The sequence below is a fragment of the Methylorubrum rhodesianum genome (assembly GCF_014199985.1).
GTDB lineage: Bacteria > Pseudomonadota > Alphaproteobacteria > Rhizobiales > Beijerinckiaceae > Methylobacterium > Methylobacterium rhodesianum.
The window spans coordinates 35,414-60,884 of record NZ_JACHOS010000017.1 but is presented as its reverse complement, the minus strand read 5'-3'; the positions used below and the strand labels follow the sequence as shown (position 1 = coordinate 60,884).

Below are 25,471 nucleotides of genomic sequence, written 5' to 3'. Positions count from 1 at the left end.
AGATTGCGAAATTAACGGTCAGTTAACAACATTCTGCAAGAACATTTTTGCCGAAACACATGATGCCTGGGACATTCAGCCGTGGCGATCTTCCAATCCGAACAAGATTCGGTCCTTGCCGCCGTCGACCGTGCTCAAGGCCGTATCGAATTCGCGATGGACGGAACCATCACGAACGCCAACGCCAACTTCCTCAATCTCGTCGGCTACACACTCGATGAGGTGCGCGGCCGCCCGCACGCGATCTTCATGCCGCCGGAACAGCGTGAGAGCTCGGAATACAAGGCCTTCTGGGAAGCGCTTCGCCGCGGCGAGTTCCAGGCTCGCGAGTTCCGCCGGATCGCCAAGGGAGGCCGGTCGGTCTGGATTCAGGCCTCCTACAACCCGATCCTCGATCGACGCGGGCGGCCCTACAAGGTGGTGAAGTTCGCCAGCGACATCACCGCCCAGACCCAGCGCAACGCGGGCTACGAGGGGCAGATCGCCGCGATCAACCGTTCCCAGGCGGTGATCCATTTCGGCCTCGACGGCACGATCACGGATGCCAACGAAAATTTTCTGAACGCGATGGGCTACAGGCTCGACGAGATCCGCGGCCGGCATCACAGCCTGTTCGTCGATCCCGAGGAGGCCAGGGGCGCCGCCTACGCCGAGTTCTGGAAGTCGCTCGCGAGCGGCACCTTTCAGGCGGGCGAGTTCCGGCGGTTCGCCAAGGGCGGGCGCACGATCTGGATCTACGGCACCTACAATCCGGTCTTCGATCGTGACGGTCGCCCCTGCGGAGTCGTGAAGTTCGCCAGCGACGTGACCCAGGTCGTGGCCGACCGGATGCGGCGCGCCACCGGCCAGCGCGCCATCGAGGACGATCTCGGTGCCATCACCGGCGCGATGTCGAATGTCAGCCGTCAGGCCAGCGAGACGGCGGCGGCGGTCGCCGTCACCTCCGACAACGTCCAGTCCGTCGCCGCGGGCGCCGAGGAATTCGCGGCCTCGATCTCGGAATTGAGCCGCCACGCCTCGCAGGCCAAGACTGCCGCCGACGCGGCCGTGACCCGCGCCGAGGAGGCGGGCGGCATCGTCAGCGGCCTGACCGCCACGGCCGAGCGCATCGGCGAGGTGGTCTCCGTGATCCGCTCGATCGCCGACCAGACCAACCTGCTCGCCCTCAATGCCACGATCGAGGCGGCCCGCGCCGGAGCGGCCGGACGCGGCTTCGCGGTGGTCGCCACCGAGGTGAAGGCGCTGGCCAGCCAGTCGTCGCGCGCCACCGAGGATATCGGCCAGCAGATCGCCGCCGTGCAGGACTCCTCCGCCCGGGCGGTCGAGGCGATCCGCGCGATCGTCTCGACCATCACCGATCTGAGCGAGATCTCGATGAGCGTCTCCTCCGCCGTCACCGAGCAGGCGGCGGTCACGCAGGAGATCGCGACCAACATGCAGACCGCCGCGCGCAGCGTGGACGCCGTCCGCCGCAACGCCGACGGCATCGCCTATGCCGCGAGCGAGGTCGATCAATCCGTGCAGAAGGTGACCGCCTCCGCCCGCGCGCTCGCCTGATCTCGGATCGCCTGATCTCAGGCGGCCGGCGCGGCCTCCGCGAAGGGCCAGCGGGCGCGGGCCGGCACGGTGAGGTCGTCGACGAGGCCGAGCCGCAGGCGCTCCAGCCCGGCCCAGGCGATCATCGCTCCGTTATCGCCGCACAGCGGCAGCGGCGGGGCGACGAAGCTCAGCCCGACCTCTCCCGCCTGCGCGGCGAGAGCCCGGCGGATGGCCCCGTTGGCGGCCACGCCGCCGGCGGCGACGAGCGCGGTCGGATGCCCGGCGACGTCCGCGAAGGCGCGCAGGGCGACACGGACGCGGTCCACCACCACATCCACCACCGCCGCCTGGAAGCTCGCGCAGAGATCCGCCACGTCCTGCGAGGCGAGCGGCTCGAGCCGTTCGGCCTCGATGCGCAGGGCCGTCTTGAGCCCCGACAGCGAGAAATCCGCCTGCCGCCGCCCCAGCATCGGCCTCGGCAGCGCGAAACGCTCCGGATCGCCGCTCTGGGCCTGCCGCTCCACCTCCGGGCCGCCGGGATAGCCGAGCCCCAGCAGCTTGGCGACCTTGTCGAACGCCTCGCCGATGGCATCGTCGATGGTGGTGCCGAGCCGGACGTAGTCGCCGACGCCCTTCACCGCGACGAGCTGCGTGTGCCCGCCGGAGGCCAGCAGCAGCAGATAGGGGAAGGCGAGCCCGTCGGTGAGCCGCGGCGTCAGCGCGTGCGCCTCCAAGTGGTTGACCGCCAGGAGCGGCTTGCGGGCGACGAGGGAGAGAGTCTTGGCCGTGACGAGGCCGACCAGGACGCCGCCGATCAGGCCGGGCCCGGCAGCGACCGCGATGCCGTCGATCTCGGCCAATGGGGTCCCCGCCCGCTGGAGTGCCCGGGCGATCAGCCGGTCGAGCACCTCGACATGGGCGCGGGCGGCGATCTCGGGCACGACACCGCCATAGGCCGCGTGCTCGGCGATCTGGCTCAGCACCTCGTTGGCGAGGATCTGCCCGCGCTCGTCCTCGCCGAGCGTCACGACCGCGGCGGCGGTCTCGTCGCAGGTGGTCTCGATGCCGAGGATCTTCATGAGTGTCACGCTGACGTCCACGCACCGTTGCGCGCCGGGGGCCGGCCCGCCTACTCCATGTCTCGCGAAAGCCGGCTCGGACCGCTCGCGCCGACACGTCTACGACGAAATCGGCAGCGGATACAGTTGATGCGCCCGGCCGGCGGTTTCTGGGGAAGGCGTCATGTGGATGACGTGAGGGGAGGCGCTCGCATGCGGATCTGGGTGTCGCGGCCCGAGCCGGGCGCGGGACGCACGGCGCGGCGGTTGACCGAACTCGGTCACGAGGCGCTGCTGGCGCCCGTGCTCAGGATCGGGCCGGGCGATGGACCGCCACCCGCCGGCCGGTTCGACGGACTGATCCTGACGAGCGCCAACGCCGCCCTGCCCCTGGCCGAAGCGGGCCTGCCTGCCGCGCCGGTCTTCGCCGTTGGCCGCCGCACGGCCGAGCGGGCGGAGCGGGCGGGGCTGCGATCCGTCCTCTGCGCCGACGGTGACGCCGCCGACCTGGCCCGGCTGGTCGCGGCCTACGTGAAGCCGGGCGGCGCCCTTCTCCACGCCGCGGGCGAGGATCGCAAGGCGGAGCCCGCCGCGAGCCTCGCCGCCGACGGCTACCGGGTCACGACCTGGACCGCCTACGCCGCCCGGGCCGAGGCGGTGCTGCCCGAGACGGCCGGCCGAGCGCTCGCGGGTGAGGACGGCGTTCCGCCGCTGGCGGCGGCCCTGCACTTCTCCCGGCGCAGCGCCGAAATCGCCGCGCGGCTGTGCCGAGAAGCGGGTTTGAGCGGAGCGTTTCGGGCGCTGGCGCATTACTGCCTGTCCCCGGACGTGGCCGCGGGACTGGTCGAGCTCGGCGTTGCGGCCCATTTTGTGGCGGCGCGGCCGAGCGAGGAGGCACTCCTCGCCGGTCTCGCGGCTTCGGACTGAACGCCCTCGTTGCGCCCTGCGGGCCGATGCGGACGTGAGATGTGCCGGAGCGTCGGAGAAGGAGCCCGCAAGCGGCTCCAATGGATGACGGCGCGGTTTCGCTCTTCTATGGGAGCAGATCGCGCCGGTGCGGCGGCTGAATGGAGCGAACGCCCGTGACTTCACCCAAGGACGGCCCCAGGGACGGTGCCAAGCCTTCCGAGCAAGGCAAGTCTCTCGAGCAAGGCAAGTCTCCTGAGCAAGTCAGGGAGCCGGCCAAGGACTCGACGAGGTATCAGTCCCGACCCGCCGATCCCAAGGTGACGGGCAAGCCGGCCGAGCCGTCCGCGACCGCCTCCTCCGCGAAGCCCGACCCGGTCAAGTCGGAGCCGGTCAAGGCGGGGCCGACCGGCAGCAGCGCCCTGTCCGGCAGCGGGCCGACAGGTTCCCTCGGCCGTCCGCAGGACGCCAAGGCGGATGCGCCGGCCAAGCCGGGGCCCACCGGCAGCAGCGCCGTTCCCCCCTCCGGCACGACCACGGGTCCGACGTCCGGCAAGTCCACCGAGCCGGGACGGCCGTCGGCCGGATCCGCTTCCCCGGCCGCCTCCGGCTCCACGGCCTCCGGCCCTGCGACCTCCGGTGCAACCGGGGGCAGCGCGCCGTTGAAGCCGGGCCCGACCGGAAGCAGCGCCGTGCCGCCGAACACGGCCGGGACCAAGCCCGCCGACGCGAAACCGGAGGCACCCGCCAAAGCCGGCGCGACCGGCAGCAGCGCGGTGAGGCCGGACATCCCGGCCTCCGGGACTGCCAAGCCCCAAGATGCCAAGTCCCAAGATGCCAAGTCCCAGGAGACCAAGTCTCAGGAGACCAAGTCTCAGGACACCAAGCCGGATGCAAAATCCGGAACGGCGCAGGGTGCCACCAGGGTAACGGAGACGGCCTCGCTGACCGACGGGCCGATCCTCGACCTGAAGGCCAAGCGCCTCTCCGATCCGGCGGAGGCGGTGAAGCCGGGCGCGAAGCCCGATGCGGGCAAGGAGGGGACGGGCACCTCCGCCTCGCCCAAAACCTCCTCCAGTGAAGTGCCGAAAGCGGCCGCGCATCCCGCACGCAGCGGCCCGGGCTTCGGTTCGGTCGCCGCGTCGGGACTGCTCGGCGGCTTGATCGGCGCCGGGTTGCTCTACGGCGTCACCACCTACCAGCGGGGAGCCGATCCGCGACTGGCCGCTATCGACAAGTCTGTCGCGGGCCTCGCCACCAAGGATGCCGTAGCGGGCCTCGACAAGCGCCTCGCCGCCAACGAACAGGCGCTCAAGCCCTTGCCCGACGCGGTCGCCCGGGCGGAAGCGGCCGCGAAGGCCGCGACGGAGCGCGCCAACGAGGCGCTGCAGAAGGCGGGAGCCGCTCCTGCCGCCGACGGCTCGGTCCCGGCGCCCGCCGTCCCGGCGGACGTCGTGGCGCGTCTCGACGCCCTCGACCAGCGGGTCTCGGCGCTGCAGGAGGAGCCCGGCCGCGACGGCACCGCGGAGGTGAAGACCGCGCCGACGGTCGATCCGGCAGCGCTCGCCTCCCTCGACGACCGGATCAAGGCGCTCGAAGCGAGCGGCGCCAAGAGCCCGTCGCCCGATCTCTCGGATAAGATCGCCGCGCTGCAGAGCGAGGTCGCGTCGCGCACCAAGGCCGACGCGGAGGCCGAGGCCGCGCTCGGCCGACGGCTGGACGAGGTGCAGAAGGCGCTGGAGGGCCGCATCGCCGCGGCGAGCCAAGCCGCGCAGGAGGCGACCCAGGCGGGCAAGCAGGCCGCCGACGCCGCCCGGACCCGCGCCGACGAGACCGTGCAGGGCCTGGAGCGCAAGCTTCAGGACAAGCTGCAGGAGCAGTCGGAGCGGATCGCCAGCCTCGACAAGGCGGTCGATCAGAGCGCCAAGCAGACCACCGTGCAATCGGCTCTTCGCATCGTCGCAGCCGACCGGATCGCCTCGGCGCTGGAGGCGGGCCAGCCCTATCCGGACGCACTCGCGAGCCTGCGCAATCTCGAACCGGCGGATTCCAAGCGCCTCGACGCGCTCGCTCCCTTCGCCGACAAGGGCGCCCCGACCGCCGCCGGTCTCGCGGCGGAGTTCCGCCGGATCTCCGATAAGATCGCCGAAGCCAAGCGTGCGGCGCAGGCGAAGGCGGTTGCCGAAACCGGCAATGTGGGCGACCGGCTGATGAGCATGGCCAGCTCCCTGGTGCAGGTGAAGCGCGTCGAGGGACCGGCTGCGGGCGTCACGCCGTCGGCCGCGGGCAGCGAGAGCTCGACCGCGCAGGTTCAGGCGGCCCTCGACCGCGGCGACCTCGCGGCGGCCGCCAAGGCCTACGCCGCCCTGCCCGAGGAAGCGCGGGCCCAGGGCGGTGATTTCGGCGCCCGGCTCTCCGCGCGGGCCGAGGCGGGCCGCGCGGCCCAAGCGCTGCTGGCCGACGCCTTCACCGGCCTGCCGCCCGCGCGCTGACGGGCGGGAGCTTTTTCGCGATGACGATGAACGAGCCGCGCCCGGTGCGGCGTTTCCCCCTTCCACTCTGCCTGGGCCGCGTGCGCCCGCTCCCCGTGCTTCCAAGGAGGCCCTGACCCATGTGGCGCGCCCTCGTCTTCCTGGCCCTCCTGGCCGTCGCCGCCTACGGCGCGGTGTGGATCGCCGACCATCCGGGCACCGTGACCGTCGTCTGGAACGGCTACGAGGTCGGCATGAGCCTCGCCATCGCCCTGACCGGCGTGCTGGTGGCGGCGATCGTCCTCGGCCTCATCTGGGCGATCGTCACCGGCGTGATCGGCCTGCCGGCCAGCATCAGCCGCTCGACCCGCGAGCGCCGCCGCAACAAGGGCCTCGCTTCGCTCTCGCGCGGCATGATTGCCGTCGGCTCCGGTGACCCGCTGGCGGCCCGACGCCATGCGGGCGATGCCGAACGCCTGCTCGGCAGCCAGCCGCTGACCCTCCTGCTCAAGGCCCAGGCCGCGCAGATCTCCGGTGACCGGGACGCGGCCGAGCAAGCGTTCAAGCGGATGGCCGACGATCCCGAGACCCGGGTGCTCGGCCTGCGCGGCCTGTTCGTGGAGGCCCGCCGCCGCGAGGACGAAGGCGCCGCCCGCGCCTACGCTGCCGAGGCCGCCCGGCTGGCGCCGAGCGTCACCTGGGCGAACGAGGCGGTTCTGGAAGCCCAATGCGCCGACGGCGAGTGGTCGGCCGCCACGGAGACCGTGGAGCGCCGTGCCGCCCTCGGCCTGATGGACAAGAACGCTGCGCGCCGCCAGCGGGCGGTCCTGCTCACGGCCGCGGCCCAGCGCCACGAGGCCGGCGAGCCCGATACCGCGACCGAGCAGGCGCTGAAGGCGGTCAAGCTCGCCCCGGATCTCGTGCCCGCGGCGGTCATTGCCGGCCGGCTGCTCGCCCGACGCAACGATCTGCGCAAGGCCGCCAAGATCCTCGAGGCGGCCTGGAAGGCGACGCCGCATCCGGAACTCGCCAAGGTCTACCTGAACCTGCGCACCGGTGATTCCGCCCGCGACCGTCTGGCCCGTGCCGAGAATCTGGCCAAGCTCTCCTCCTGGGATCCGGAATCGCGCCTCGTGATCGCCCAGGCCGCGACCGAGGCGAAGGATTTCGCCCGCGCCCGGGAGGCGCTCGCGCCGCTCGCCGACGACCGGCCGACGGCGCGTGTCTGCCGGATGATGGCGCGGATCGAGGCCGCCGAGCACGGGGCGGAGAGCGGACGCTCCCGCGAATGGCTCGCCCGCGCCGCCCGCGCCCCGCGCGACCCGGCCTGGGTCGCCGACGGCGTCATCTCCGAGCGCTGGGCACCGGTCTCGCCGGTCACCGGCCGCCTCGATGCCTTCGTGTGGAAGACGCCGCCCGAGATCCTGGCCGGTCCCGACGAGGATGAGGCGCCGGCCCCGACCGAGCCGGTGGCTCCGACCGAGATCCCGGCGGTGCCCGCGCCGATCACGGCCGACAGCCCGGCGCCCTCCACCCCCGGCTTCCTCCAGACCGGCGCTGGCACCCCGTCGACGCCGCCGACGCCGGCGCCCGTCAACGCCCCGGCCAATCCGTCGCCGGCGCCGCAGGAGACCGCCGCGGACCGGCCGCGCCGCATCGCGTGAGACCCTGCGCCGCCCGGTCCGGCACCGGGCGGCGGCCCCGCGGCGCACGCGGCGTGCATTCTGTGGCATTCTCCGCCTTGCCAGATGTCGGCGCCCCGGCTACAGACCCGCCACCTGCCGCAAGAGACCACCGCCCGCGCCGAGCGCGCGTCGGTCCCCGGCCGGTTCCGGAGGGGTGGCCGAGTGGTTGAAGGCGCACGCCTGGAAAGTGTGTATACCGGAAACGGTATCGCGGGTTCGAATCCCGCTCCCTCCGCCAGTAACTCGCGAAATTTGAGCAGTTCATCCCGGCTTCGGCAGGCGCGGCATTTTCTTCATGCCTGCCGGGACTTTGCATGGCCAGCAACAGCAACCTGCCTCGCAGAGACACCGATGCAGCGCAGCATCGGCCTTTACAGGCTCAACGTCTCGCCAGCGCCATTCGCCAGTGCCACCTTCTCGGCCTGCTTCCTACCCACCCGACTTCCAGCGGCAAGAGAGACAGGCGCGATCCAGGCAGCCGCTGACGTGCGACAGACATCTCGGAAGCTCACGCCACGAACGAGAACGAGGCCCGTCGGACCCCGCTCCTCCAGATGCTGTTGTGATGGCTCAGACTCGTCGTTCGTCGGGTCGGCTCAGCCGAGCCCGAGGAGCTTGCGCTGCTCACTCCAGTCCATCGGCAGTCGCGTGTCCGCCATCAGGCGGGTCGCCGTCAGCTCCGGCGGATGCTCGCCTGAGAGCAGCCGCGCCACGATGTCCGGTGCCAAGAAACTGAGGCGGAGGAGGCGCGTGACGTAGGAGCGCGACAGCCCTTCCTCCTGCGCCGCATCATCGATCGACAGCTGCGTCTCGCCGAAGATGCGCTCGCGCAGCTGCTGCGCTCGGGCGAGCAGACCGGTCAGGCTCGCATCGGGTGCCGGCCCTTTGCGCTCACCCGAGATCACCAGCTGCAGTTCCTGCCCCACCCGCTGCAGCACAGCCGGCACACGCAACACCAGCACCGCGCCTCGATCCAGCTCGCCATCGTCCCCGTCTGAAGCGTTGGCTTGGCTGAGTGCCTGCGCATCTGCATGAGCCCCAGCGGCAGCACCGGGTACGCACAAGGATCCAGTGAGGCCCTGAAGCAGACGCGCCGTGTCGACGTGCAGCTCGATGCCGTCCGCCCGCACCACGATGCGGCGCAGACACACGCGAAGACGCTGCCGCTGCTCGCCTGCAGGTGCCTCGTGCCAGTGGGCTGCCAGAGCGGCACCTGCGGCAAGCAAGCGCTGCTGCTCGGAAGCCGAGTGCTCGCGCACCAGCTCGTGCAACGCGCTGGCGCTGCCGAGCAGCTCACGCAATCGCCCCGTGACCAGAGCCTCCAGTGCCAGAGCCGGCAGCCGCTGATTACCACTCCGCGGCGCATCGGCCGCGCCCGCATCGCTCTGATCTGTGTCTCCGAGCTTCCTGGATCCGCTGGACCGGGTGGGGATCCGTTTTCCGGAGACGAGGCTATGCGAGACGTAGTAGCGGTAGCGAAGGCCGCGCTTGAGCGTGTGGCTCGGCGTCAGCCGCTGACCCTGTGCATCGTAGACGAGGCCAGCCAGCAGGCTCGGTGCATCCGCCGTAGCGCCACTATCACGCTCGACTCGGTTCTGCGTCAGGACCCTCTGTACTGCGGCAAACAGCTCGGCATCGACAATCGCCGTGTGCTCGCCGGCATAGCTCTGCCCCTTGTGCACGACCTCACCCAGGTAGAGCCGGTTGGCGAGCATCGCGTAAAGGGCACCACGAGCCAAAGGCTGGCCGCCGAAGTGACCGCCATCGGAGGCGCGCCGCCGCTTGCTCAGGATGCCCGCTTGCGCCAGCTCGAGCTGCAGCAGACGGACCGAGCGCAGGGCACAGTAGCGCCGGAAGATGTGGCGCACCGTCTCGGCCTCGACCTCATTCACCACCAGCCTGCGCTCGCCCACGTCGTAGCCGAGCGGCGGCAGGCCGCCCATCCACATGCCCTTGCGCTTGCTCGCCGCGATCTTGTCACGGATGCGCTCGCCCGTGACCTCGCGCTCGAACTGGGCGAAGGAGAGCAGCACGTTGAGCGTCAGCCGGCCCATGCTGCTGGTGGTGTTGAAGGCCTGGGTCACCGACACGAACGAGACCTGCCGCGCGTCGAACACGGCCACAATGCGAGCGAAGTCGGCCAGAGCTCTGGTGAGGCGATCGACCTTGTAGACAACCACCACGTCGACGCGGCCGGCCGCCACGTCGGCGAGAAGCCGCTGCAGGGCGGGCCGCTCCATGCTGCCGCCCGAGTAGCCGCCATCGTCGTAGAGGGTGGGCAGCAGCCCCCAGCCCTCGTGCCGCTGGCTGGCGATGTAGGCGGCGCAGGCCTCACGCTGCGCATCGAGCGAGTTGAAGGACTGCTCCAGCCCCTCCTCACTCGACTTGCGGGTATAGACGGCACAGCGCAGCCGTGCCGGCTTGGTTGAGGACGGCACCGGCTTCGATCTAGGCATGGCTCGTCTCGCGCCCCACCCTGCGCCCGGTCAGGCCAAAGAAACGGGGACCGGACCAGTGGCTGCCGGTGATGTGCTTGGCGATCTGGCTGAGGGAGCGGTAGCGCTGATCCTCGAGTTCGAAGCCGCCTTCCGTGACGGTGACAACATGGCTACGGCCGTGCCACTCGCGCACGAGGCGGGTGCCGGGCCGCAGCAGAAGCGCAGGCGGCACCGCCGGTGTGTCAGGCATAGTGGTTCCTCCCCTCCCCCGCTGAGCCAAGGCACGCAGGTGACGCTGGTTGGCTTTGGAGAGGCCGCCCTGCGCGACCTCCTGAAGGCGGTAGGCCAGCGCGCGCACGATCAGGTCGCGGCTGAGCGGCGGTGGCGGCTGGGGGAACAGCCTGCGCCAGGCTTGGCGCAGCTCCACCGTGCTCATCTGCGCCAACTCAGAGAGCTGCAGCGGCGCCCGGCCCAGCACTTGTCGTCCGGCCGGCCGCTCCTGTGCGTCAACGAACGCAGCCGGAGCGGCCGGGTTCTTCGTCCTGCTCGACTGTGGCATCAGGCCATTGCCTCGGCTGAGGCGGCCGGGCTTTGCTCGGCGAGCTTGTAGCGGGTGCTGACCCCGGCGGCGCGCACGGTGAGGATGGCGAGACCGCGCTGGCGCAGGCGGGTGAGTGCAGCGCGGGTGGTATGCGGCAGCCAGTGGGTTGCGGTGGCCAGCGTCTCGAGCGTTGCTCCCTCCGGCTGGCTCAGCAGCGCAATGAGAAGCGCCTGCTTGCTTGGCTTAGGCTTGTCGTCTGCACCGCTTATAGGGTCGCTGCCTTTCGCCTCCTCAGGAGCGACAAGCGCCAGCGGCATGATGCCGATGGCGGCCCGGCCTTCGGCGGTGATAATGAGGCACACCTGCCTTCCTCGCTTGCCCTCAGCGTGAGGCATATCAGCGATCAGTCCGCGTGTGCGGAGGACGGACAGGCTGGCGCGGAAGGTTGGCGGCTTGATCGTGTCAGGGCAGAGGACACGCTGTTCGGGGTGATGAGCGGCCTGGGTCAGGATCAGGCGTTGCGTCTGGCTGAGGGTGTCGGCCGTTTTGCGTGGCATGTTTGTGTCGTCCGTCTCTGGGCGGCAGCTCTGGCGCTGTCACTGAGCGGACCCCGCGAGTGGCTCGTGCGCCAGCGGGGTGACATGCGCGCCGGTGAGCAGTCATCCGGCACAGCCACAGCAATGCTCAGGTGTCTGGCGAAGTCCAGTCGGTCCACGAGGACGCGTTGCTACTTCCGTGAACTTGTTTGCATGGGGCTTCCCCCCTTCCCTGCGCGGGGACCAACCGAACTGGAATCAGTCGGCTTCGTGATGTGTGATCACGGCAGTCGCCAAGCCGGCCGTAGAGAAGTCAGCTTCGCCGCTTTTGGCCGACAGACGTACAAGCGGCGTGCGAACTCCTGACCCATAGCGGTCCCTTCACACCGCGGCCTTTGTCGTCCGCTTCGACGAAGGAAGCGGACGTCGTAGAAGCCTTCACTGCCCCGCTGGTAGGGCGAATGCAGCGCGTGCCGTGAACCCTGCGATCAAGATCACCAACATCACCGCTTTGCCGCTGCTGACCGTGCCGACGCGTAGCTGTTTGATAGCCGAACCAAAGTTCCGCACCGGAGCAACCTAAAGTAAAAGAGGGCCGCCACCCCAAGGTGGCGGCCCCTCAGTTTTTTGAGCGAAGCGCGTTCGCCCTTGATGTGGGTGTCTCGCCTTTCCTGGCTGCGCGGTCAGGCGCCGGCAGGCGCGTCCTCGACCTTGTAGCGCAACCATACCATCCCGCCTTCGAGCGTCTCAGTGTGGAGGTGCCGGAGTGCTTGCCCGGCGCCCGGCCGTTCGTCGGCCTCGCCCTGGTAGTCGAAGATGCTCTGGACGCCGGCGAGGCCGTCGACCGCCGGCTGGATGAGGACGCTCATCTCGTCGATGAGCCCGGCCTTCAGGAAGGAGCCGTTGATGCTCGCGCCGCCTTGCAGGAGGATGGTCTCGACGCCGAACGCCTCGCCGAGCGCGTCCATGGCCTTAGCGAGGTCCCGGCCGTCCGGGCCTGCGAACAGGTAGGACACGCCGTCCTCGCGCAGCTCGGCCAAGTAGGCGTCTGACACCGTTTCGGAAAGCACGGCGACTGCATGGTCGCCGAGCAGGTTGTCCTGCCCGTAGTGAACGCGCCCCTTCGGGTCGATGGCGATTGCGAGGTCGCGGTCCTTCCGGTCTCCGACGAACGGCTCGCGCGAGGAGACGCCCGGCCCGGTCACCTGCCGCGGCTTGCCCTTCGAGATCTCCTGCATGGTCACGCGCCCGCACATCCAGCCCTGGGCGCCGAAGCGGGCCGCGACCTCGTCGTAATGCTTCCGCAGCCGTGCCCCGTCGACGCCGGCCGCGGGCACCGTGAAGCGGCTGGGGTGCAGCCGCCCGTCGATGGAGCTCACCATGTGGCAGATGATCTTCGGTCGCATCGGGTCGCGGTTTCCTTTTCGGTCAGGGGACGCGGGTGGCTCACTCGCCCCGGTATTGCGCGTCCGTGACATGCTCCATCCAATCGACGACTTTGCCGTCGAGCGCCTCCGCGATGGCGACGTGGCTCATGCCGGCTGTAGCCGAGGCGCCGTGCCAGTGCTTCACGCCGGGCGGTATGCGCACCACGTCGCCCGGCCGGATCTCCTGAACCTGGCCGCCCCACTGTTGCACCCGGCCGGCTCCGGCCGTGACGATCAGGGTCTGGCCGAGCGGGTGCGTGTGCCAGGCCGTTCGCGCGCCCGGCTCGAAGGTGACGAGCCCGCCCGACATCCGTGACGGCGGCATCTCCCTCAAAAGCGGGTCGACGCGCACGGAGCCGGTGAACCACTCCGGCGAACCTTTGGCCGAGGGCTGGGAGCCGCTCCTTTGAACCGTAATCGCCGCGTCCGACGGTCCGGCGGCGGAGGGTTGAACCGTCCCGCCGGCCATCACGCCGGCGAGCACGAGCGACAGGAAGCCGACAGGGATGCGCATCTCGGTCCCTCCGGTTCACGCCGCGTCGGGCATGCGGTCGAGGAGCTTGTCGAGGGTGATCGGGTAATCCCGAACCCGGATGCCGGTGGCGTTGTAGACCGCGTTCGCCACCGCGGCGCCCACCCCGCAGATACCCAGCTCGCCGACGCCCTTGGCCTTCATGGGCGAGGACATCGGGTCGACCTCGTCGAGGAAGACCACCTCCTGGTGCGGGATGTCGGCGTGGACCGGCACCTCATAGCCGGCGAGGTCATGGTTGGCGAAGAAGCCGCGCTTGGTGTCGACCGCAAGCTCCTCCATCAGGGCCGCGCCAGTGCCCATGACCATACCGCCGATCACTTGGCTGCGGGCGGATTTCGGGTTGAGGATGCGCCCCGCCGCGCACACCGCCAGCATCCGCCGGACCCGGGTCTCGCCGGTGTAGGCATCGACGCCGACCTCGACGAAGTGCGCCCCGAAGGTCGACTGCTGCTGCTTCTTCGAGATGTCGCCGAACTCGATGGTGTCCTCGGCCGTGACTTCACCCTGCCTCGCGGCCTCGCCGAGCGGCGCGGCGCGGTTGCCGGCCCGGACCTGCCCGTCGGCGAACACCGCGTCGGCCGAGTTGATGCCGAGGCGCTGCGCCACCGCCTCGCGCAGCTTCACGCAGGCCGCGTAGACGCCGGCCGTCGAGGAGTTGCCCCCGAACTGGCCGCCCGACCCTGAGGAGACCGGGAAGGAAGAGTCGCCCAGCCGCACAGCGACCTTGTCGAGCGACACGCCCATCATCTCGGCCGCCGTCTGGGCGATGATGGTGTAGCTGCCGGTGCCGATATCGGTCATGTCGGTCTCGACCGTGACCGTGCCGTCGGCGGCCAGCCGCACCCGCGCGCCTGACTTCATCACCATGTTGTTGCGGAACGCCGCCGCCATGCCGATGCCGACGAGCCATTGCCCGTCGCGGACCTGGCCCGGCTTCGCGTTGCGCTTCGACCAACCGAACTTCTCCGCCCCCAGCCTCAAGCATCCGACGAGGTCGCGATGCGAGAACGGGCGCTTCGGGTCCTGCGGGTCGACCTGGGTGTCGTTGCGGATGCGGAACTCGACCGGGTCCATCCCGAGCTTCTCCGCCATCTCGTCCATGGCGACCTCCAGCACCATCAGGCCCGGGGCCTCGCCCGGCGCGCGCATGGCGTTGCCCTCAGGCAGGTCGAGATGGGCGAGCTTCATCGCGGTCAGGCGGTTGGCGCCCGCGTACAGCAGCTTGGTTTGGCTTACCGCCGTCTCGGGGTCGCCGTCGGGCAGGTTCCCCGACGTGCTCTCGTGCGCGATGGCCGTGATGATGCCGTCCTTCGTCGCGCCGATGCGCACCCGCTGGATCGTGGCGGGCCGGTGCGTCGTGTTGTTCATGACCAGCGGACGAGTGAGCGCCACCTTCACCGGGCGCCGGACGGCTTTCGCCGCGAGCGCGGCCAGCACTGCGTCGGCGCGCACGAACAGCTTCCCGCCGAAACCGCCGCCCACGTAGGGGGAATCGAGGCGGACGTTCTCTTTCGGGACGCCGAGGATCTTGGCGAGGCTGCCATGGCCCCAGGCGATCATCTGGTTCGAGGTCCAGAGGGTGACCTTGTCGCCGTCCCACGCCGCGATGGTCGCGTGGGGCTCCATCATCGCGTGGCTCTCGTCGGCGGTTGAGTAGGTCTCGTCGAACTGCACCGGAGCCTGCGCGAAGGCGCCCTCGAAGTCGCCGACGCGCTCCTCGCCGTTGCCGCCGCTGCCCTCGCCGCTGTCGCCCGGGACCGGCTTGGCGCCCTTCGCCTCGGCGGCGAGGTCGAACTTGCCGGGTTTGCTGTCGTAATCGACCTTCACGAGGAAAGCCGCGGCCCGGGCCTGCTCGAAGGTCTCGGCGACCACCACCGCGATGGCTTGGTGGTAGTGCTGCACCTCGTCGCCGCCGAACAGGAAGGCGGCATTCATCATGCCGCGCTCCATCCTCGGATGGTCCAGCGTCGTCACGATGCCAAGGACGCCAGGCGCCCGCTTGGCCGCCGTCATGTCGATGCGGCGGACGCGGCCCTTGGCGATGCCGGCGCCGAGCACGTAGCCGTAGGCCTGGTTGGTCGCCACGTCGTGGCGTTCGTAGGCGTAGGGCGCCATGCCCGTGGTCTTGTACTTGCCGTCGATGCGGTCGGTCGGCTTGCCCACGACTTTGAGCTGGTCGATGGGGTTCTGGCCGGCGGGGGTGTCGAACTTCATGGCTCAGGCCCTCGCTTGGTTGAGCGCCGCCGCGAGCGTGCGCTCGGCGAGCTTCAGCTTGTAGGCGTTGTCCTCGGTCGGCTTGGCGCCGGCGAAGGCCTTGGCGGTCACCGCCTTGGCGCCGTGCGGCAGGTCGGCTTCGGCCGCCTCGACCCGCCAGGGCTTATGGGCGACGCCGCCGAAGGCGACGTGGCCGCTTCCGTCCTTGCCAAGAATGGCCGCTACCGAGACGAGCGCGTAGGCGTAGGAGGCTCGGTCACGGACTTTGCGGTAGATGTGCGTGCCGGCGACCGGCTTCGGCAGCGTCACCGCGGTGATGAGCTCGCCCAGCTTCAGTGTCGTGTCGACCTCGGACCTGTCCCCAGGCAGGCGGTGGAACTCGGCGATAGGGATCCTGCGCTCGCCGCCCTTGGCGTCGACGGTCTCGACGGTGGCGTCGAGCACCCGCATGGCCACCGCCATGTCTCCGGGATGGGTCGCGATGCAGGTCTCGCTCGATCCGATGACGGCCAGCGACCGGCTCACGCCGTCGAGCGCCGAGCAGCCCGAGCCCGGCTGGCGTTTGTTGCAGGCCTGGGCGGTGTCGTAGAAGTACGGGCAGCGGGTCCGCTGGAGCAGGTTGCCGGCGGTCGTCGCCTTGTTGCGCAGCTGGCCCGAAGCCCCCGCGAGCAGGGCCCGGCTGAGGACGCCATAATCCTTCCACACGCGCGGGTCAGCGGCAAGGTCGGTGTTGCGCACCAGCGCACCGATGCGCAGGCCGCCCTCGGGCGTCGCCTCGACCTTGTCCAGGTTCAGGCCGTTCACGTCGACGAGGTGCGTCGGCGTCTCGATCTGGAGCTTCATCAGGTCGAGCAGGTTGGTGCCGCCGGCGATGAACTTGGCGTTCGGCGTGCGCGCGACCGCGGCGGCCGCCTCGGCCGGGGTGTTGGGGCGCTCGTAGGTGAAGGACTTCATGCGGGCCTCCCGGCGACCTCGGTCATCGCCTCGACGATGTTGGAATAGGCGCCGCAGCGGCAGATGTTGCCGCTCATGCGCTCGCGGATCTCGGCCTCGGTGACCTGCGGCGCGGCTTCAAGGTCAGCGGTGACGTGGCTCGGGATACCGGCCTTGATCTCGGCGAGCACCGCGACGCCTGAGCAGATCTGGCCCGGCGTGCAGTAGCCGCACTGGTAGCCGTCGTGCTTCACGAACGCCGCCTGCATCGGATGCAGGGCCTCGGGCTGACCCAGCCCCTCGATGGTGGTGATCTCCGAACCCTGGTGCATGACCGCCAGCGTCAGGCAGGCGTTGATGCGCCGGCCGTCAACGATCATCGTGCAGGCGCCGCACTGGCCGTGGTCGCAGCCCTTCTTGGAACCGGTCAGGTGCAGGTGCTCGCGCGCCGCGTCGAGCAGGCTGGTGCGGGTGTCGAGCTCAACCTCCCGGCGCTGCCCATTCACGGTGAGCGACACCTTCGCCGTCACGGGCTTGTCCGTGCCTACGGGAGCTGCGCCTGCGCCGGCGCCGGCTGGGGTGGCGGCCAGGGCCACCGCGGCGGATGCTCCGACCATGAGGTCTCTCTGGTTCAATGCGATGTCTCCAGGACGACCCATCGCGGCCTCCGAGCTTGCAGGGGATGACCGACCGATGGCCGTGCATCGTTGTGGGGGTGTCCAGGGCCAACCCGGACAGCTTGAATAGGCTCCAAGGTACGGCGCTTGGCCGCGACGATTAGGGCCCCGTTCCCACATAAGCCTATGAGTGCAGCTTATGGATTTGCGAACGCGCGTGGTACGAGGGACCACGAATGGTGGGTCGATGCATCCAGGCGGAGATGGGCGATGGCACGACAGGACATGACCGACCTGCTCTCCTTCGCCACCGTCGCGAAGGAAGGAAGCTTCACCCGCGCCGCCAAGCGCCTGGGCGTCACGCAATCGGCGCTGAGCCACGCCATGAATGGTCTGGAGGCGCGGCTCGGGCTGCAGTTGCTGAACCGCTCCACCCGCAGCGTCTCGACGACCGAGGCCGGCGAGCGCCTGCTGCGCTCCGTGGGGCCGCAGTTCGAGCAGATCGAGGTCGAGCTCGCGGCGTTGACCGAGTTCCGCGACAAGCCGGCGGGCAATATCCGGATCACGGCGCCCGAGCTCGCGGCCGAGACGGTCCTCTGGCCGGTCCTGCAGAGGCTGCTGCCGGAATACCCCGACATTCACGTCGAGGTCGTCTCCTCGGACGTCCGGACGGACATCGTGGCCGAGCGCTTCGACGCGGGCGTGCGCATCGGGGAGTACGTTGAGAAGGACATGGTCACGGTCTGCATCGCGCCGCCCATGCGCATGGCGGTGGTCGGAACGCCGGGCTACTTCAAGGGCCGGTCCAGGCCCCGGAAGCCCGAGGAACTGACCGCCCACCGGTGCATCAACCTGGCGCGCGTTTCCCGCGGCGACCTGTTCCCCTGGGAGTTCGAGCGGAGGGGGCGAGAGGTCGCCGTCCGGGTCGGCGGCCAACTCGCCTTCACCAGCCTGCGCCTGATCCGCAGCGCGGCCTTGGCCGGGCTCGGGCTGGCCTACCTACCCGAGCAGGAGGTGCAGGCCGACGTGGCGGAGGGACGGCTGGCGCGGGTGCTGGAGGACTGGTGCGAGCCCTTCCCGAGCTACCACCTGTACTATCCGAGCCGCCGCCAGCCCGCGCCGGCCTTCACGGTCCTCGTCGAGGCGCTGCGCTATCGGGTCTGACGGGCGTCGGCATCGGTGACGCCTGCAGCCTTCCTTGCGAAGGAACCCGGATCAACCGCCCAGACCGACGGTCTGGCCGCCGTCGACGACCATGGCATGCCCCGTCGTGAAGGCCCCGTCGGCCGAGCTCAGCCAAAGGACGGCGGAGGCGATCTCCTCGGGTTTCCCGAGGCGTCCGACAGGCTCCTGCGCGACCATGCTGTCGTACCCGTCCGGCGCTCCCTCGGCCACGCGCCGGATCATGGCGGTGTCGATGATGCCGGGGCAGATGGCGTTCACCCGGATGTTCTTGCCGGCGTAATCGAGCGCGGCGGACTTCGTGAGGCCGATGGTGCCGAACTTCGTGGCGGAGTAGGCCGCCTGTCCGGCGATGCCGACGATGCCGGCGCCCGACGAGGTGTTGACGATGGACCCGCCGCCCTGCCGGAGCATGACCGGCACGAGGTACTTCATGACCAGGAACACGCCACGCAGGTTGACCGCGACGATGCGGTCCCAGAACTCCTCCGTCACCGCGTCCAGGGCGCCGTAGGGCTGCTCGATCCCGGCGTTGTTGAAGGCGACGTCCAGGCGTCCGAACCGCGCCACCGCCTGCTCGACGGCCGACCGGACCGCGGCGCCGTCGGTCACGTCGCACGGGATGGCCAGCGCCGAGCGGCCGCTCTCCTCGACGAGGCGGGCGGTCTTCCGGATGCCGTCCTCCTGCACGTCGAGAAGCGCGACGTCAGCGCCGGCCCGCGCGAAGGCGACGGCGGTCGCCCGGCCGATGCCGCTGGTCGCGCCGGTGACGAAGGCGACCTTGCCGGAGAAGCGGGTGTCCTGGGTCATGTTCGTGTCCTCAGACCGTGAAGCCGCCATCGACAGCAAGGGCGTGGCCCAGGATAAAGCTCGACGCGTCGCTGCAGAGCCAGAGGACCGCGGCCCCGATCTCCTCCGGTCGGCCGAGCCGCCCGATGGGCTGGCGCTTGATGAAGCCCTCCATGGCCTCCGGCTTGGCCTCCTTCATCGCGGCCACCATGGGCGTGTCGATGGTGCCCGGGCAGACCGCGTTGACCCGGATGCCGCGCGAGGCGTTCTCCAGCGCGGCGCTCTTGGTCAGCCCGATCACGCCATGCTTCGAGGCGTGGTAGGCAGCGAGGTTCGGCCCCCCGACCAACCCGCCCACCGACGAACAGTTCACGATGGTGCCGCTGCCCTGGCGCTGCATCTGCCGCAACTCATGCTGCATGCAGTTCCAGACCCCGCGCAGGTTCACCGCCATGACCCTCTCGTAGTCGGCCTCGGGCACGTCGGTGACCTCCGCCGACGGGATCTGGATGCCGGCGTTGTTGAAGGCGGCATCGAGACGGCCGAAGGTGTCGACCGTGCGCCGGACCATGACGGCGACCTCAGCGTCGTTCGAGACGTCGCAGCGCACGCCCAGCACCTTGTGACCCGCGGCCTCCAACGCGGCGACGGCCTTGCCGAGGGCGTCCTCGTTGAAGTCGGCCAGGACCACGGAGGCGCCCGCCTCGGCGAACATCCGGGCGGTCGCCAGGCCCATGCCCATGGCGGCGCCGGTGACGAGGGCGACCTGGCCCTCGAAGTCGTAGGTCGGGTTCATCTCAAGCCCTTATGTGGGAATGCGGGGATTCCTGCCGCCCGGGGGCGCCTGGGTCAGGTTTGCGGTCGCGTGGCGAGACGGGCGCCGCGGGCGGACAGGAGCGCCGCCGCGGCGCAGCCGACGAGAACGAGGGCGCTGAACGTGAAGGTCGCCTGGTAGCCGGCATGGTCGAACAGCAGCCCACCGAAGGCCGCGCCGCCCGTGATGGCGAACTGGACCACCGCGACCATCAGGCCGCCGCCCGCCTCCGCCTCGTCCGGCAGGGCTTGGCTTACCCAGGTCCACCAACCGACGGGCGCCGCCGTGCCGATCAGCCCCCACAGCGCCAGCAGGCCAGCCACCATGGGCAGTGACGCCCCGAACCAGATCAGGCTCACCGCGAGCAGCGCCATCGCAAGCGGCATGACGACCAGGGAGCCGTACAGGTTCGTCTGCAGGATGCGGCCTATGAGGGAGGTGCCCACTAGGCCCGATACGCCGAGCACCAGCAGCAGGACGGACAGGGTCGAGGTGTCCACCCCGGTCACTGTCTCCAGGAACGGCCGCAGGTAGGTGAACAGGGCGAACTGGCCGAGGAAGAACAGGGCGGCGGCGAGCATGCCCAGCGGCACGCGCGGCCGGCGCAGGACCTTGAACGTTGCGAAGGCGTCGGCCCGCGTCCGGTTCGGCATCGCCGGCAGGGTGAGGAACAGCCAGGCGAAGGTCACCGCGGCGACCGGCACGACACAGAAGAAGGCGCCGCGCCAGCCAATGTACTGACCGAGGAAGCTGCCGAGCGGCGCGGCGACCGTCGTGGCGAGCGCGTTGCCGCCGTTTAGGATGGCGAGGCCGCGTGGCACGTCCTCGGCCGGCACGAGGCGCATGACCGTCGCCGCCGACAGCGACCAGAACCCGCCGATGACCATGCCGACCAGCGCCCGTCCGCTCAGGAACACCGCGGCGTTCGGCGCGAATGCGACGGCGAGCCCCGAGACCAGCATGACGACGGTCAGCCCTAGGAGAAGCGTCCGGCGGTCGAGCCGCGGGGTCGCCGGCGCGATGAACAGGCTGGTCAGCACGGCGAACAGGCCGGAAACCGCGATGGCCTGACCCGCCTGCCCCTCGGTCAGGTGCAGGTCTGTGGCAATGGGGGTCAGCAAACTCACCGGCATGAACTCGGACGCCACGAGGGTCGCTGCGCACAGGGACATGGCGAACACCGCGCCCCACCCTTGCGCCCGGGAGGCGCCTGCCTCGCCGATGGCGACCCCGTTCGCACAGACCTCGTTCGCGTTCATGGGCGATCCGCCCCTTTCTCTATGTTCGGTTTTGAGTGTGACACCGCGCGAAAGACCGGCTCGGCCGGCCTCGGCGTCGCGGCCTGGGCGGGCGACCGGCCTTAGGCGCCGTACTGGCCGTCGGTGACCTTCTCCATCCAGGTCACGGGGCTGCCGTCGAGCGCCTCCTGGATCGCGATGTGGCTCATCGCGGTGGTCGGACCGGCCCCGTGCCAGTGCCTCTCGCCGGGCGAGAACCAGACCACGTCGCCGGGACGGATCTCCTCGACGGGACCGCCCTCGCGCTGGACCCGGCCGCAACCCGCCGTGACTATCAGCGTCTGGCCGAGCGGGTGGGTATGCCAGGCCGTGCGGGCGCCCGGCTCGAAGGTGACCAGGGCCCCGCCCGCCCGGGCCGGCTCGATCGGGCTGAACAGCGGGTCGACTCGGACGGTGCCGGTGAACCAGTCCTCCGGGCCCTTGCCAGAAGGACGCGAGCCGACGCGCATGATCTCCATGGCGATGTTCCTTGACAACTTGGCAACCGTGACGGCGGCCCATGCCGACGTCGTTCGGGCCGGAAGCTAGCGCCTGAGCTTGGGCTGCATTAGATGCTCAAACCAACATGAGGTCATGAGCAGGGCTTATGGATGCTGCGCGAGAGCCTGAACGACCTCGTCGCGTTCGTCGCTGTCGCGCGCGCGGGCAGTTTCACCAAGGCGGCCGCGCAGCTTGGGGTCTCGCAGCCTGCACTGAGCCAGACGGTCCGGGGTCTTGAGGCGCGTCTCGGCATCAGGCTCCTCGCCCGCACCACCCGCAGCGTGGCGCCGACCGAGGCTGGGGAGCGTCTCCTCAGGGCGGTCGGCCCCCGTTTCGACGAGGTCGAGGCCGGGCTCGCCGGCTTGGCCGAGATGCGAGGCAAGCCGGCCGGGACCGTGCGCATCACCGCAGACGAGCACGCGGCACGAACGGTGCTCTGGCCGGCCTTGCGGCGCCTACTGCCGGATTACCCGGACATCAAGGTCGAGACGGTCGTCGACTACGGCCTGACCGACATCGTCGCCGAGCGCATCGACGCCGGCATCCGGCTGGGCGGGACCGTGGCCAAGGACATGACCGCCGTGCGGATCGGGCCCGACTTGCGCATGGCCGCGGTCGCCGCTCCGGCCTACTTCGCTGCGCGACCGAAGCCGGAGCGGCCGGACGACCTGACGGGCCATACCTGCATCAACCTGCGCCTGCCGACCCATGGCGGCCTCTATGCCTGGGAGTTCGAGAAGGGTGGGCGCGAGCTCCGCGTCTGGGTCGAGGGTCAGCTGGTCTCCAACACCGTCACCCTCATCCTGGAGGCAGCGCTGGACGGGTTCGGCATCGCCTACCTGCCCGAGGACGGCGTGCTTTCGCACCTTGAGACGGGCAGGCTGGTCAGGGTTCTGGAGGATTGGTGCGAGCCGTTCTCCGGCTATCACCTGTACTATCCGAGCCGCGGCGAGCCGGCGCCGGCGCTGGCCGTCTTGGTTGAGGCGCTGCGCTACCGCGTCTGAAGTCGCTACCGGGCCGCTCGCGCTCCTGCGGCGGCGAGCAGGTCTCGCCGTCCGAGGCGGTGCCTGTCCCAAAGCGCCGCCACTGCCTCGTCGGCGGCCCTCTGCCCGCTGTCGTGGGCCCCGTGGGCTGTCGTGAAGTCGTGGGGGTGCGTCGCCTCGCCCGCGAAGAAGAGCCGGCCCTCGAAGGGCCGGGCCAGCCGTGCCCGCGCATCGGATCGGCCCGGCACGGCGCAGCTATACGCGCCGCCGATGGACGCCATACGGCTCCAGGACGTCGCCGCGAGCGGTCGGATCGCCGACGCCACGTCGCTGCCGAACAGGCCGGCCAACTCGGCCGACACGTGGGCAAAACCTGCTGCCGGACCATCCTCTTCCACGATGCGGGCGCCGTCGCCCCCGAGGAACGCCTCGATCACCGGCCATCCATTAGGTCGGATGGAATAGGCGGCGGACCTCGGGTCATGCAGGTTGCCGTAGGCATGCGTGTCCGGCTCGAACGCGGTGTCGCGTCCGATCTCCAGGAACACCTTCTCGTTGCGACCGAGTGGCAGGGCGGCGGCCGCCTCGCGCCAAGGTTCCGTCCCGGAAGGAAGGCGGATCGCGTCGCCGGCCAGGACCGCGGTCGAAACCGTGAGGATGGCGGCCCCGGCGCGGACGGTGCCGGCGCGGGTGGTCACGGCGACGCCGTCCGCCGTCAGGTCGATCCGCTCGGCGGGGGTGACCAGGCGCAGCGACGTCGAGGACGGCAGGCTGGCGGCGACCAGCGTGCCGTAGCCGAGCGGCAGGTTCCAGTTCTTGCCCGTCGAGGCATCGTCGTAAGCCAGGTAATCGGTCGCGGAGATCTGCTCAGGCGCCAAGCCACTCATGAAGCCGGCGATGGCCCGAACATAGGCGTTCCACCGACCGCCGGGCTCCATCGCGTCGCTTGCGCGGTCGCTCCCTTTCGCGACCGCGCAAAGCCGCTCCTCCCAATCGCCGAACGCCTTCCGTGCCGCTTCCTCGTCGTCCTCGTTCCGGGTGATGCCGGGATGCGCCTGAGCCCACGGCGGGTCGCTTCGGTCGACCGGGAAGCCGGATGCCTCGGCGATGCCGACCCAGGCGTTGCGGTCGCCCGAGTGCAGCCACTCGCAGCCCAGGTCGAGCGGGTAGCCTCCGAGGTCCTGCGTGCAGGCTCGCCCTCCGATGCGCGACGACGCCTCAAGCAGCAAGGTCGATGCGCCGCCGGCGGCGAGCCTCCGCGCGGCGCCGATGCCGGCGGCGCCGCCCCCCACGATGATGACGTCGAACTCGCTGGCCATGGGGCTGTAGGTGAGGCCGCTTGTTCGGCGGGACAAGCGCCTAGGCGTGCGGGGCACGGCATCGTTCCAGGCGGTCGGGAGTTCGGCCAAGCCTTCGGCCAGGTCACGTCGCTGGACCTTGTTGACGGTCTCGCAACCAACCCGCCAACTCCTCTCGGGAAGTGCCTCTCCCGGACCGTCCCGACAAGCCGACTAACGGGGTTCGAGGGCCTCCTCGACGAGGGCGCGGACCTGCTGCCAGGCCGGGGCGGAGGGCGTGACCAAGTCGAAGTGGCCGGCATCCGGGACGTCGGCCAGCCGGGGCGCGGGCACGGGCTTGCTCCTGAGGGCGCGGGCATAATCGCAGGCGACCTAGGGCGGCACGAGCCGGTCGAGCAGGCCGCTGACCATGACGACCGCCCCGGCTGACGGCATGAGTGCCGCTGGCGAGACCTCCGCGAGCGTATCCGCCGGGGCGAGCCGTTCCGCGATGTCGGGGCCGCACAGGACCGGGACGAGCCGGGCGAACGTCGCGAGGTCGCCCACGCCGCCCAGGCTGATGACGGCGCGTGGCACGAACCGGAGTGACCCGTGCGAGGGGCTTACGGTCGGCAGCGAGCCGCGCGAGGCCGCCCACATCGTGAGCCTTGGAAGGCACGCCTCCGGGAACAGGATGCTTCCCGTGACCGCGCATCGCCCCAAGGGCTTTCGCAAAAAACATCGTGGAAGCCACTAGACGACCGGTCTAATCAAGGCTATGTCAGCGTCATGGCACACCCGAGCGGCAACACCGACGTCCGGCAAGGCATCCTCGACACCGCCCACAAGATCGTGGGCGCTAAGGGGTTCTCCGGCGTCGGCCTCAACGAGATCCTGGCCGCGGCCGGGGTCCCGAAGGGCTCGTTTTACCACTACTTCGGCTCGAAGGAGGCCTTCGGCGAGGCGCTGCTGTCGGACTACTTCGAGGATTACCTCGCCGACATCGACGCCACCCTCGCCGAGCCTGGCCTCAGCCATGCCGAGCGCCTCATGAATTACTGGCGCAAATGGCAGGCGACGCAGGGCAGCATCGACTACCAGCGCAAGTGCCTCGCAGTGAAGCTCGCGGCGGAGGTCTCGGACCTGTCCGAGCCCATGCGCCTCGCGCTCAAGCGCGGCACGGCCGGGATCATCGACCGGGTGACCGGGGCCATCGAGGCGGGCGTGATCGAGGGCTCGTTAAAGGTCGAGCGCGAGCCGCGTGAGACGGCCGAGTTGCTTTATCACGTTTGGCTGGGTGCGAGCCTCATGGCGAAGATCGAACGCACCAACGCGCCGTTCGAGGCTGCGATGGCCACGACACGGCGCATCCTCAACCCGCAACCCGCCTGAGAACCAGGCGCGGCGAACCCGTTCAGTGTGCTGGCATTCAAGACGACCAGTCTACTAGGTAAAGCCATCAACGAGGAAAGCGACCATGACCTTCCAATCTGCACACACCATCATGCCCTACCTCCTGCTCGCCGATCTTGGGGCCGCCCTGTTCGGCAGCTCCGCCGCCTCGGCCGGGGAGCGCATCACCCTGGAGGTCATCGGCGCCGTCCGCATGGCGGGCGCAGAGGAGATCCGTCCTTCCGACAGGCCGCCCAGGCTGACCGAGAACCGGCAGGCACAAGACGCGGGCGCCGAGCGCGCCGATGCCGTGATGTCGTCGCACCGCAACTGACCTGCCGGCGGACGAAAGCGCT

24 protein-coding genes and 1 tRNA gene are annotated in these 25,471 nt (G+C 70.1%); 9 read left to right on the top strand and 16 right to left on the bottom strand.

Going from position 1 to position 25,471, the window contains the following annotated elements:
- Nucleotides 1-81 precede the first annotated feature (81 nt).
- On the top strand, nucleotides 82-1,557 hold the full coding sequence (locus tag HNR01_RS21630) for a methyl-accepting chemotaxis protein (protein ID WP_017487447.1): 1,476 nt from the start codon (nucleotides 82-84) through the stop codon (nucleotides 1,555-1,557).
- A gap of 17 nt (nucleotides 1,558-1,574) precedes the next feature.
- On the opposite strand, the gene tsaD is transcribed toward HNR01_RS21630, so the two are convergent.
- A complete protein-coding gene (gene tsaD, locus HNR01_RS21625; RefSeq protein WP_183669832.1) occupies nucleotides 1,575-2,618 on the bottom strand; it encodes a tRNA (adenosine(37)-N6)-threonylcarbamoyltransferase complex transferase subunit TsaD in 1,044 nt (347 codons plus the stop codon).
- 192 nt (nucleotides 2,619-2,810) lie between these two features.
- Here tsaD and HNR01_RS21620 point away from each other — a divergent pair, with 192 nt between their 5' ends.
- Nucleotides 2,811-3,524 carry a uroporphyrinogen-III synthase gene (locus HNR01_RS21620; protein ID WP_183669735.1) on the top strand — a complete coding sequence of 238 codons (714 nt, stop codon included), beginning with the start codon at nucleotides 2,811-2,813 and terminating at the stop codon, nucleotides 3,522-3,524.
- Nucleotides 3,525-3,798: 274 nt separating this feature from the next.
- Here HNR01_RS21620 and HNR01_RS28060 read toward each other — a convergent pair whose 3' ends face one another.
- Nucleotides 3,799-4,293 carry a hypothetical protein gene (locus HNR01_RS28060; protein WP_309236238.1) on the bottom strand — a complete coding sequence of 165 codons (495 nt, stop codon included), beginning with the start codon at nucleotides 4,291-4,293 and terminating at the stop codon, nucleotides 3,799-3,801.
- On the opposite strand from HNR01_RS28060, the gene HNR01_RS21615 reads away from it, so the two are divergent.
- The 3 genes from HNR01_RS21615 to HNR01_RS21605 all read left to right on the top strand — a co-directional run bounded on the left by HNR01_RS21615 (nucleotide 4,280) and on the right by HNR01_RS21605 (nucleotide 7,897).
- Nucleotides 4,280-5,995, top strand: a complete 1,716-nt coding sequence (locus tag HNR01_RS21615) for a COG4223 family protein (protein ID WP_309236239.1) — start codon at nucleotides 4,280-4,282, stop codon at nucleotides 5,993-5,995. The genes HNR01_RS28060 and HNR01_RS21615 overlap by 14 nt on opposite strands.
- A gap of 119 nt (nucleotides 5,996-6,114) precedes the next feature.
- Complete coding sequence (locus tag HNR01_RS21610) at nucleotides 6,115-7,638, top strand: heme biosynthesis protein HemY (RefSeq protein WP_017487452.1); 1,524 nt, start codon at nucleotides 6,115-6,117, stop codon at nucleotides 7,636-7,638.
- Nucleotides 7,639-7,807: 169 nt separating this feature from the next.
- Nucleotides 7,808-7,897 (top strand) — tRNA-Ser (locus HNR01_RS21605).
- A 358-nt stretch (nucleotides 7,898-8,255) separates the two neighbouring features.
- Here HNR01_RS21605 and HNR01_RS21600 read toward each other — a convergent pair.
- The 8 genes from HNR01_RS21600 to paoA all read right to left on the bottom strand — a co-directional run bounded on the left by HNR01_RS21600 (nucleotide 8,256) and on the right by paoA (nucleotide 16,900).
- The gene (locus tag HNR01_RS21600) at nucleotides 8,256-10,115 is read right to left on the bottom strand and encodes a recombinase family protein (protein WP_183669731.1); all 1,860 of its coding nucleotides are present in this window, start codon (nucleotides 10,113-10,115) and stop codon (nucleotides 8,256-8,258) included.
- The gene (locus tag HNR01_RS21595; RefSeq protein WP_246417598.1) at nucleotides 10,108-10,656 is read right to left on the bottom strand and encodes a DUF2924 domain-containing protein; all 549 of its coding nucleotides are present in this window, start codon (nucleotides 10,654-10,656) and stop codon (nucleotides 10,108-10,110) included. The genes HNR01_RS21600 and HNR01_RS21595 overlap by 8 nt, the downstream gene beginning before the upstream one ends.
- On the bottom strand, nucleotides 10,656-11,195 hold the full coding sequence (locus HNR01_RS21590) for a DUF3489 domain-containing protein (RefSeq protein ID WP_183669729.1): 540 nt from the start codon (nucleotides 11,193-11,195) through the stop codon (nucleotides 10,656-10,658). The genes HNR01_RS21595 and HNR01_RS21590 overlap by 1 nt, the downstream gene beginning before the upstream one ends.
- A gap of 662 nt (nucleotides 11,196-11,857) precedes the next feature.
- Nucleotides 11,858-12,580 (bottom strand): RibD family protein, encoded by a 723-nt coding sequence (locus tag HNR01_RS21585; protein ID WP_183669727.1) that lies wholly within the window; start codon nucleotides 12,578-12,580, stop codon nucleotides 11,858-11,860.
- A gap of 40 nt (nucleotides 12,581-12,620) precedes the next feature.
- Entirely contained in the window at nucleotides 12,621-13,019 is a 399-nt protein-coding gene (locus HNR01_RS21580) for a (R)-mandelonitrile lyase (protein ID WP_309236240.1), read from the bottom strand.
- A 111-nt stretch (nucleotides 13,020-13,130) separates the two neighbouring features.
- Nucleotides 13,131-15,350, bottom strand: coding sequence for an aldehyde oxidoreductase molybdenum-binding subunit PaoC (paoC, locus tag HNR01_RS21575; RefSeq protein ID WP_183669724.1), 2,220 nt, complete (start codon nucleotides 15,348-15,350; stop codon nucleotides 13,131-13,133).
- 3 nt (nucleotides 15,351-15,353) lie between these two features.
- Nucleotides 15,354-16,304, bottom strand: a complete 951-nt coding sequence (locus tag HNR01_RS21570) for an FAD binding domain-containing protein (protein ID WP_183669722.1) — start codon at nucleotides 16,302-16,304, stop codon at nucleotides 15,354-15,356.
- Nucleotides 16,301-16,900: an aldehyde dehydrogenase iron-sulfur subunit PaoA gene (gene paoA, locus HNR01_RS21565; protein ID WP_246417597.1), complete on the bottom strand. Its 600-nt coding sequence runs from the start codon at nucleotides 16,898-16,900 to the stop codon at nucleotides 16,301-16,303. Before paoA ends, HNR01_RS21570 begins: the two co-directional genes overlap by 4 nt.
- 270 nt (nucleotides 16,901-17,170) lie before the next feature.
- Between paoA and HNR01_RS21560 the strand changes: the two genes are divergently transcribed.
- Nucleotides 17,171-18,064: a LysR family transcriptional regulator gene (locus tag HNR01_RS21560; RefSeq protein ID WP_183669718.1), complete on the top strand. Its 894-nt coding sequence runs from the start codon at nucleotides 17,171-17,173 to the stop codon at nucleotides 18,062-18,064.
- 51 nt (nucleotides 18,065-18,115) lie between these two features.
- Here HNR01_RS21560 and HNR01_RS21555 read toward each other — a convergent pair whose 3' ends face one another.
- The 4 genes from HNR01_RS21555 to HNR01_RS21540 all read right to left on the bottom strand — a co-directional run bounded on the left by HNR01_RS21555 (nucleotide 18,116) and on the right by HNR01_RS21540 (nucleotide 21,441).
- Nucleotides 18,116-18,892, bottom strand: a complete 777-nt coding sequence (locus HNR01_RS21555) for a glucose 1-dehydrogenase (RefSeq protein ID WP_183669716.1) — start codon at nucleotides 18,890-18,892, stop codon at nucleotides 18,116-18,118.
- A 10-nt stretch (nucleotides 18,893-18,902) separates the two neighbouring features.
- On the bottom strand, nucleotides 18,903-19,667 hold the full coding sequence (locus HNR01_RS21550; RefSeq protein WP_183669714.1) for a glucose 1-dehydrogenase: 765 nt from the start codon (nucleotides 19,665-19,667) through the stop codon (nucleotides 18,903-18,905).
- Between the two features lie 53 nt (nucleotides 19,668-19,720).
- Complete coding sequence (locus HNR01_RS21545) at nucleotides 19,721-20,944, bottom strand: MFS transporter (RefSeq protein ID WP_183669712.1); 1,224 nt, start codon at nucleotides 20,942-20,944, stop codon at nucleotides 19,721-19,723.
- 101 nt (nucleotides 20,945-21,045) lie between these two features.
- The gene (locus HNR01_RS21540) at nucleotides 21,046-21,441 is read right to left on the bottom strand and encodes a (R)-mandelonitrile lyase (RefSeq protein WP_183669710.1); all 396 of its coding nucleotides are present in this window, start codon (nucleotides 21,439-21,441) and stop codon (nucleotides 21,046-21,048) included.
- 132 nt (nucleotides 21,442-21,573) lie between these two features.
- Between HNR01_RS21540 and HNR01_RS21535 the strand changes: the two genes are divergently transcribed.
- Nucleotides 21,574-22,467: a LysR family transcriptional regulator gene (locus HNR01_RS21535; protein WP_183669708.1), complete on the top strand. Its 894-nt coding sequence runs from the start codon at nucleotides 21,574-21,576 to the stop codon at nucleotides 22,465-22,467.
- 5 nt (nucleotides 22,468-22,472) lie between these two features.
- Here the strand turns inward: HNR01_RS21535 and HNR01_RS21530 are convergent, their stop codons facing one another.
- A complete protein-coding gene (locus tag HNR01_RS21530; protein ID WP_183669828.1) occupies nucleotides 22,473-23,765 on the bottom strand; it encodes a flavin monoamine oxidase family protein in 1,293 nt (430 codons plus the stop codon).
- A gap of 351 nt (nucleotides 23,766-24,116) precedes the next feature.
- Entirely contained in the window at nucleotides 24,117-24,320 is a 204-nt protein-coding gene (locus HNR01_RS21525; RefSeq protein ID WP_183669706.1) for a hypothetical protein, read from the bottom strand.
- 192 nt (nucleotides 24,321-24,512) lie between these two features.
- Between HNR01_RS21525 and HNR01_RS21520 the strand changes: the two genes are divergently transcribed.
- Together HNR01_RS21520 and HNR01_RS21515 are read left to right on the top strand one after the other, a co-directional pair.
- Nucleotides 24,513-25,115, top strand: a complete 603-nt coding sequence (locus HNR01_RS21520; RefSeq protein ID WP_183669704.1) for a TetR/AcrR family transcriptional regulator — start codon at nucleotides 24,513-24,515, stop codon at nucleotides 25,113-25,115.
- A gap of 85 nt (nucleotides 25,116-25,200) precedes the next feature.
- Entirely contained in the window at nucleotides 25,201-25,449 is a 249-nt protein-coding gene (locus tag HNR01_RS21515) for a hypothetical protein (protein WP_183669703.1), read from the top strand.
- Nucleotides 25,450-25,471 lie beyond the last annotated feature (22 nt).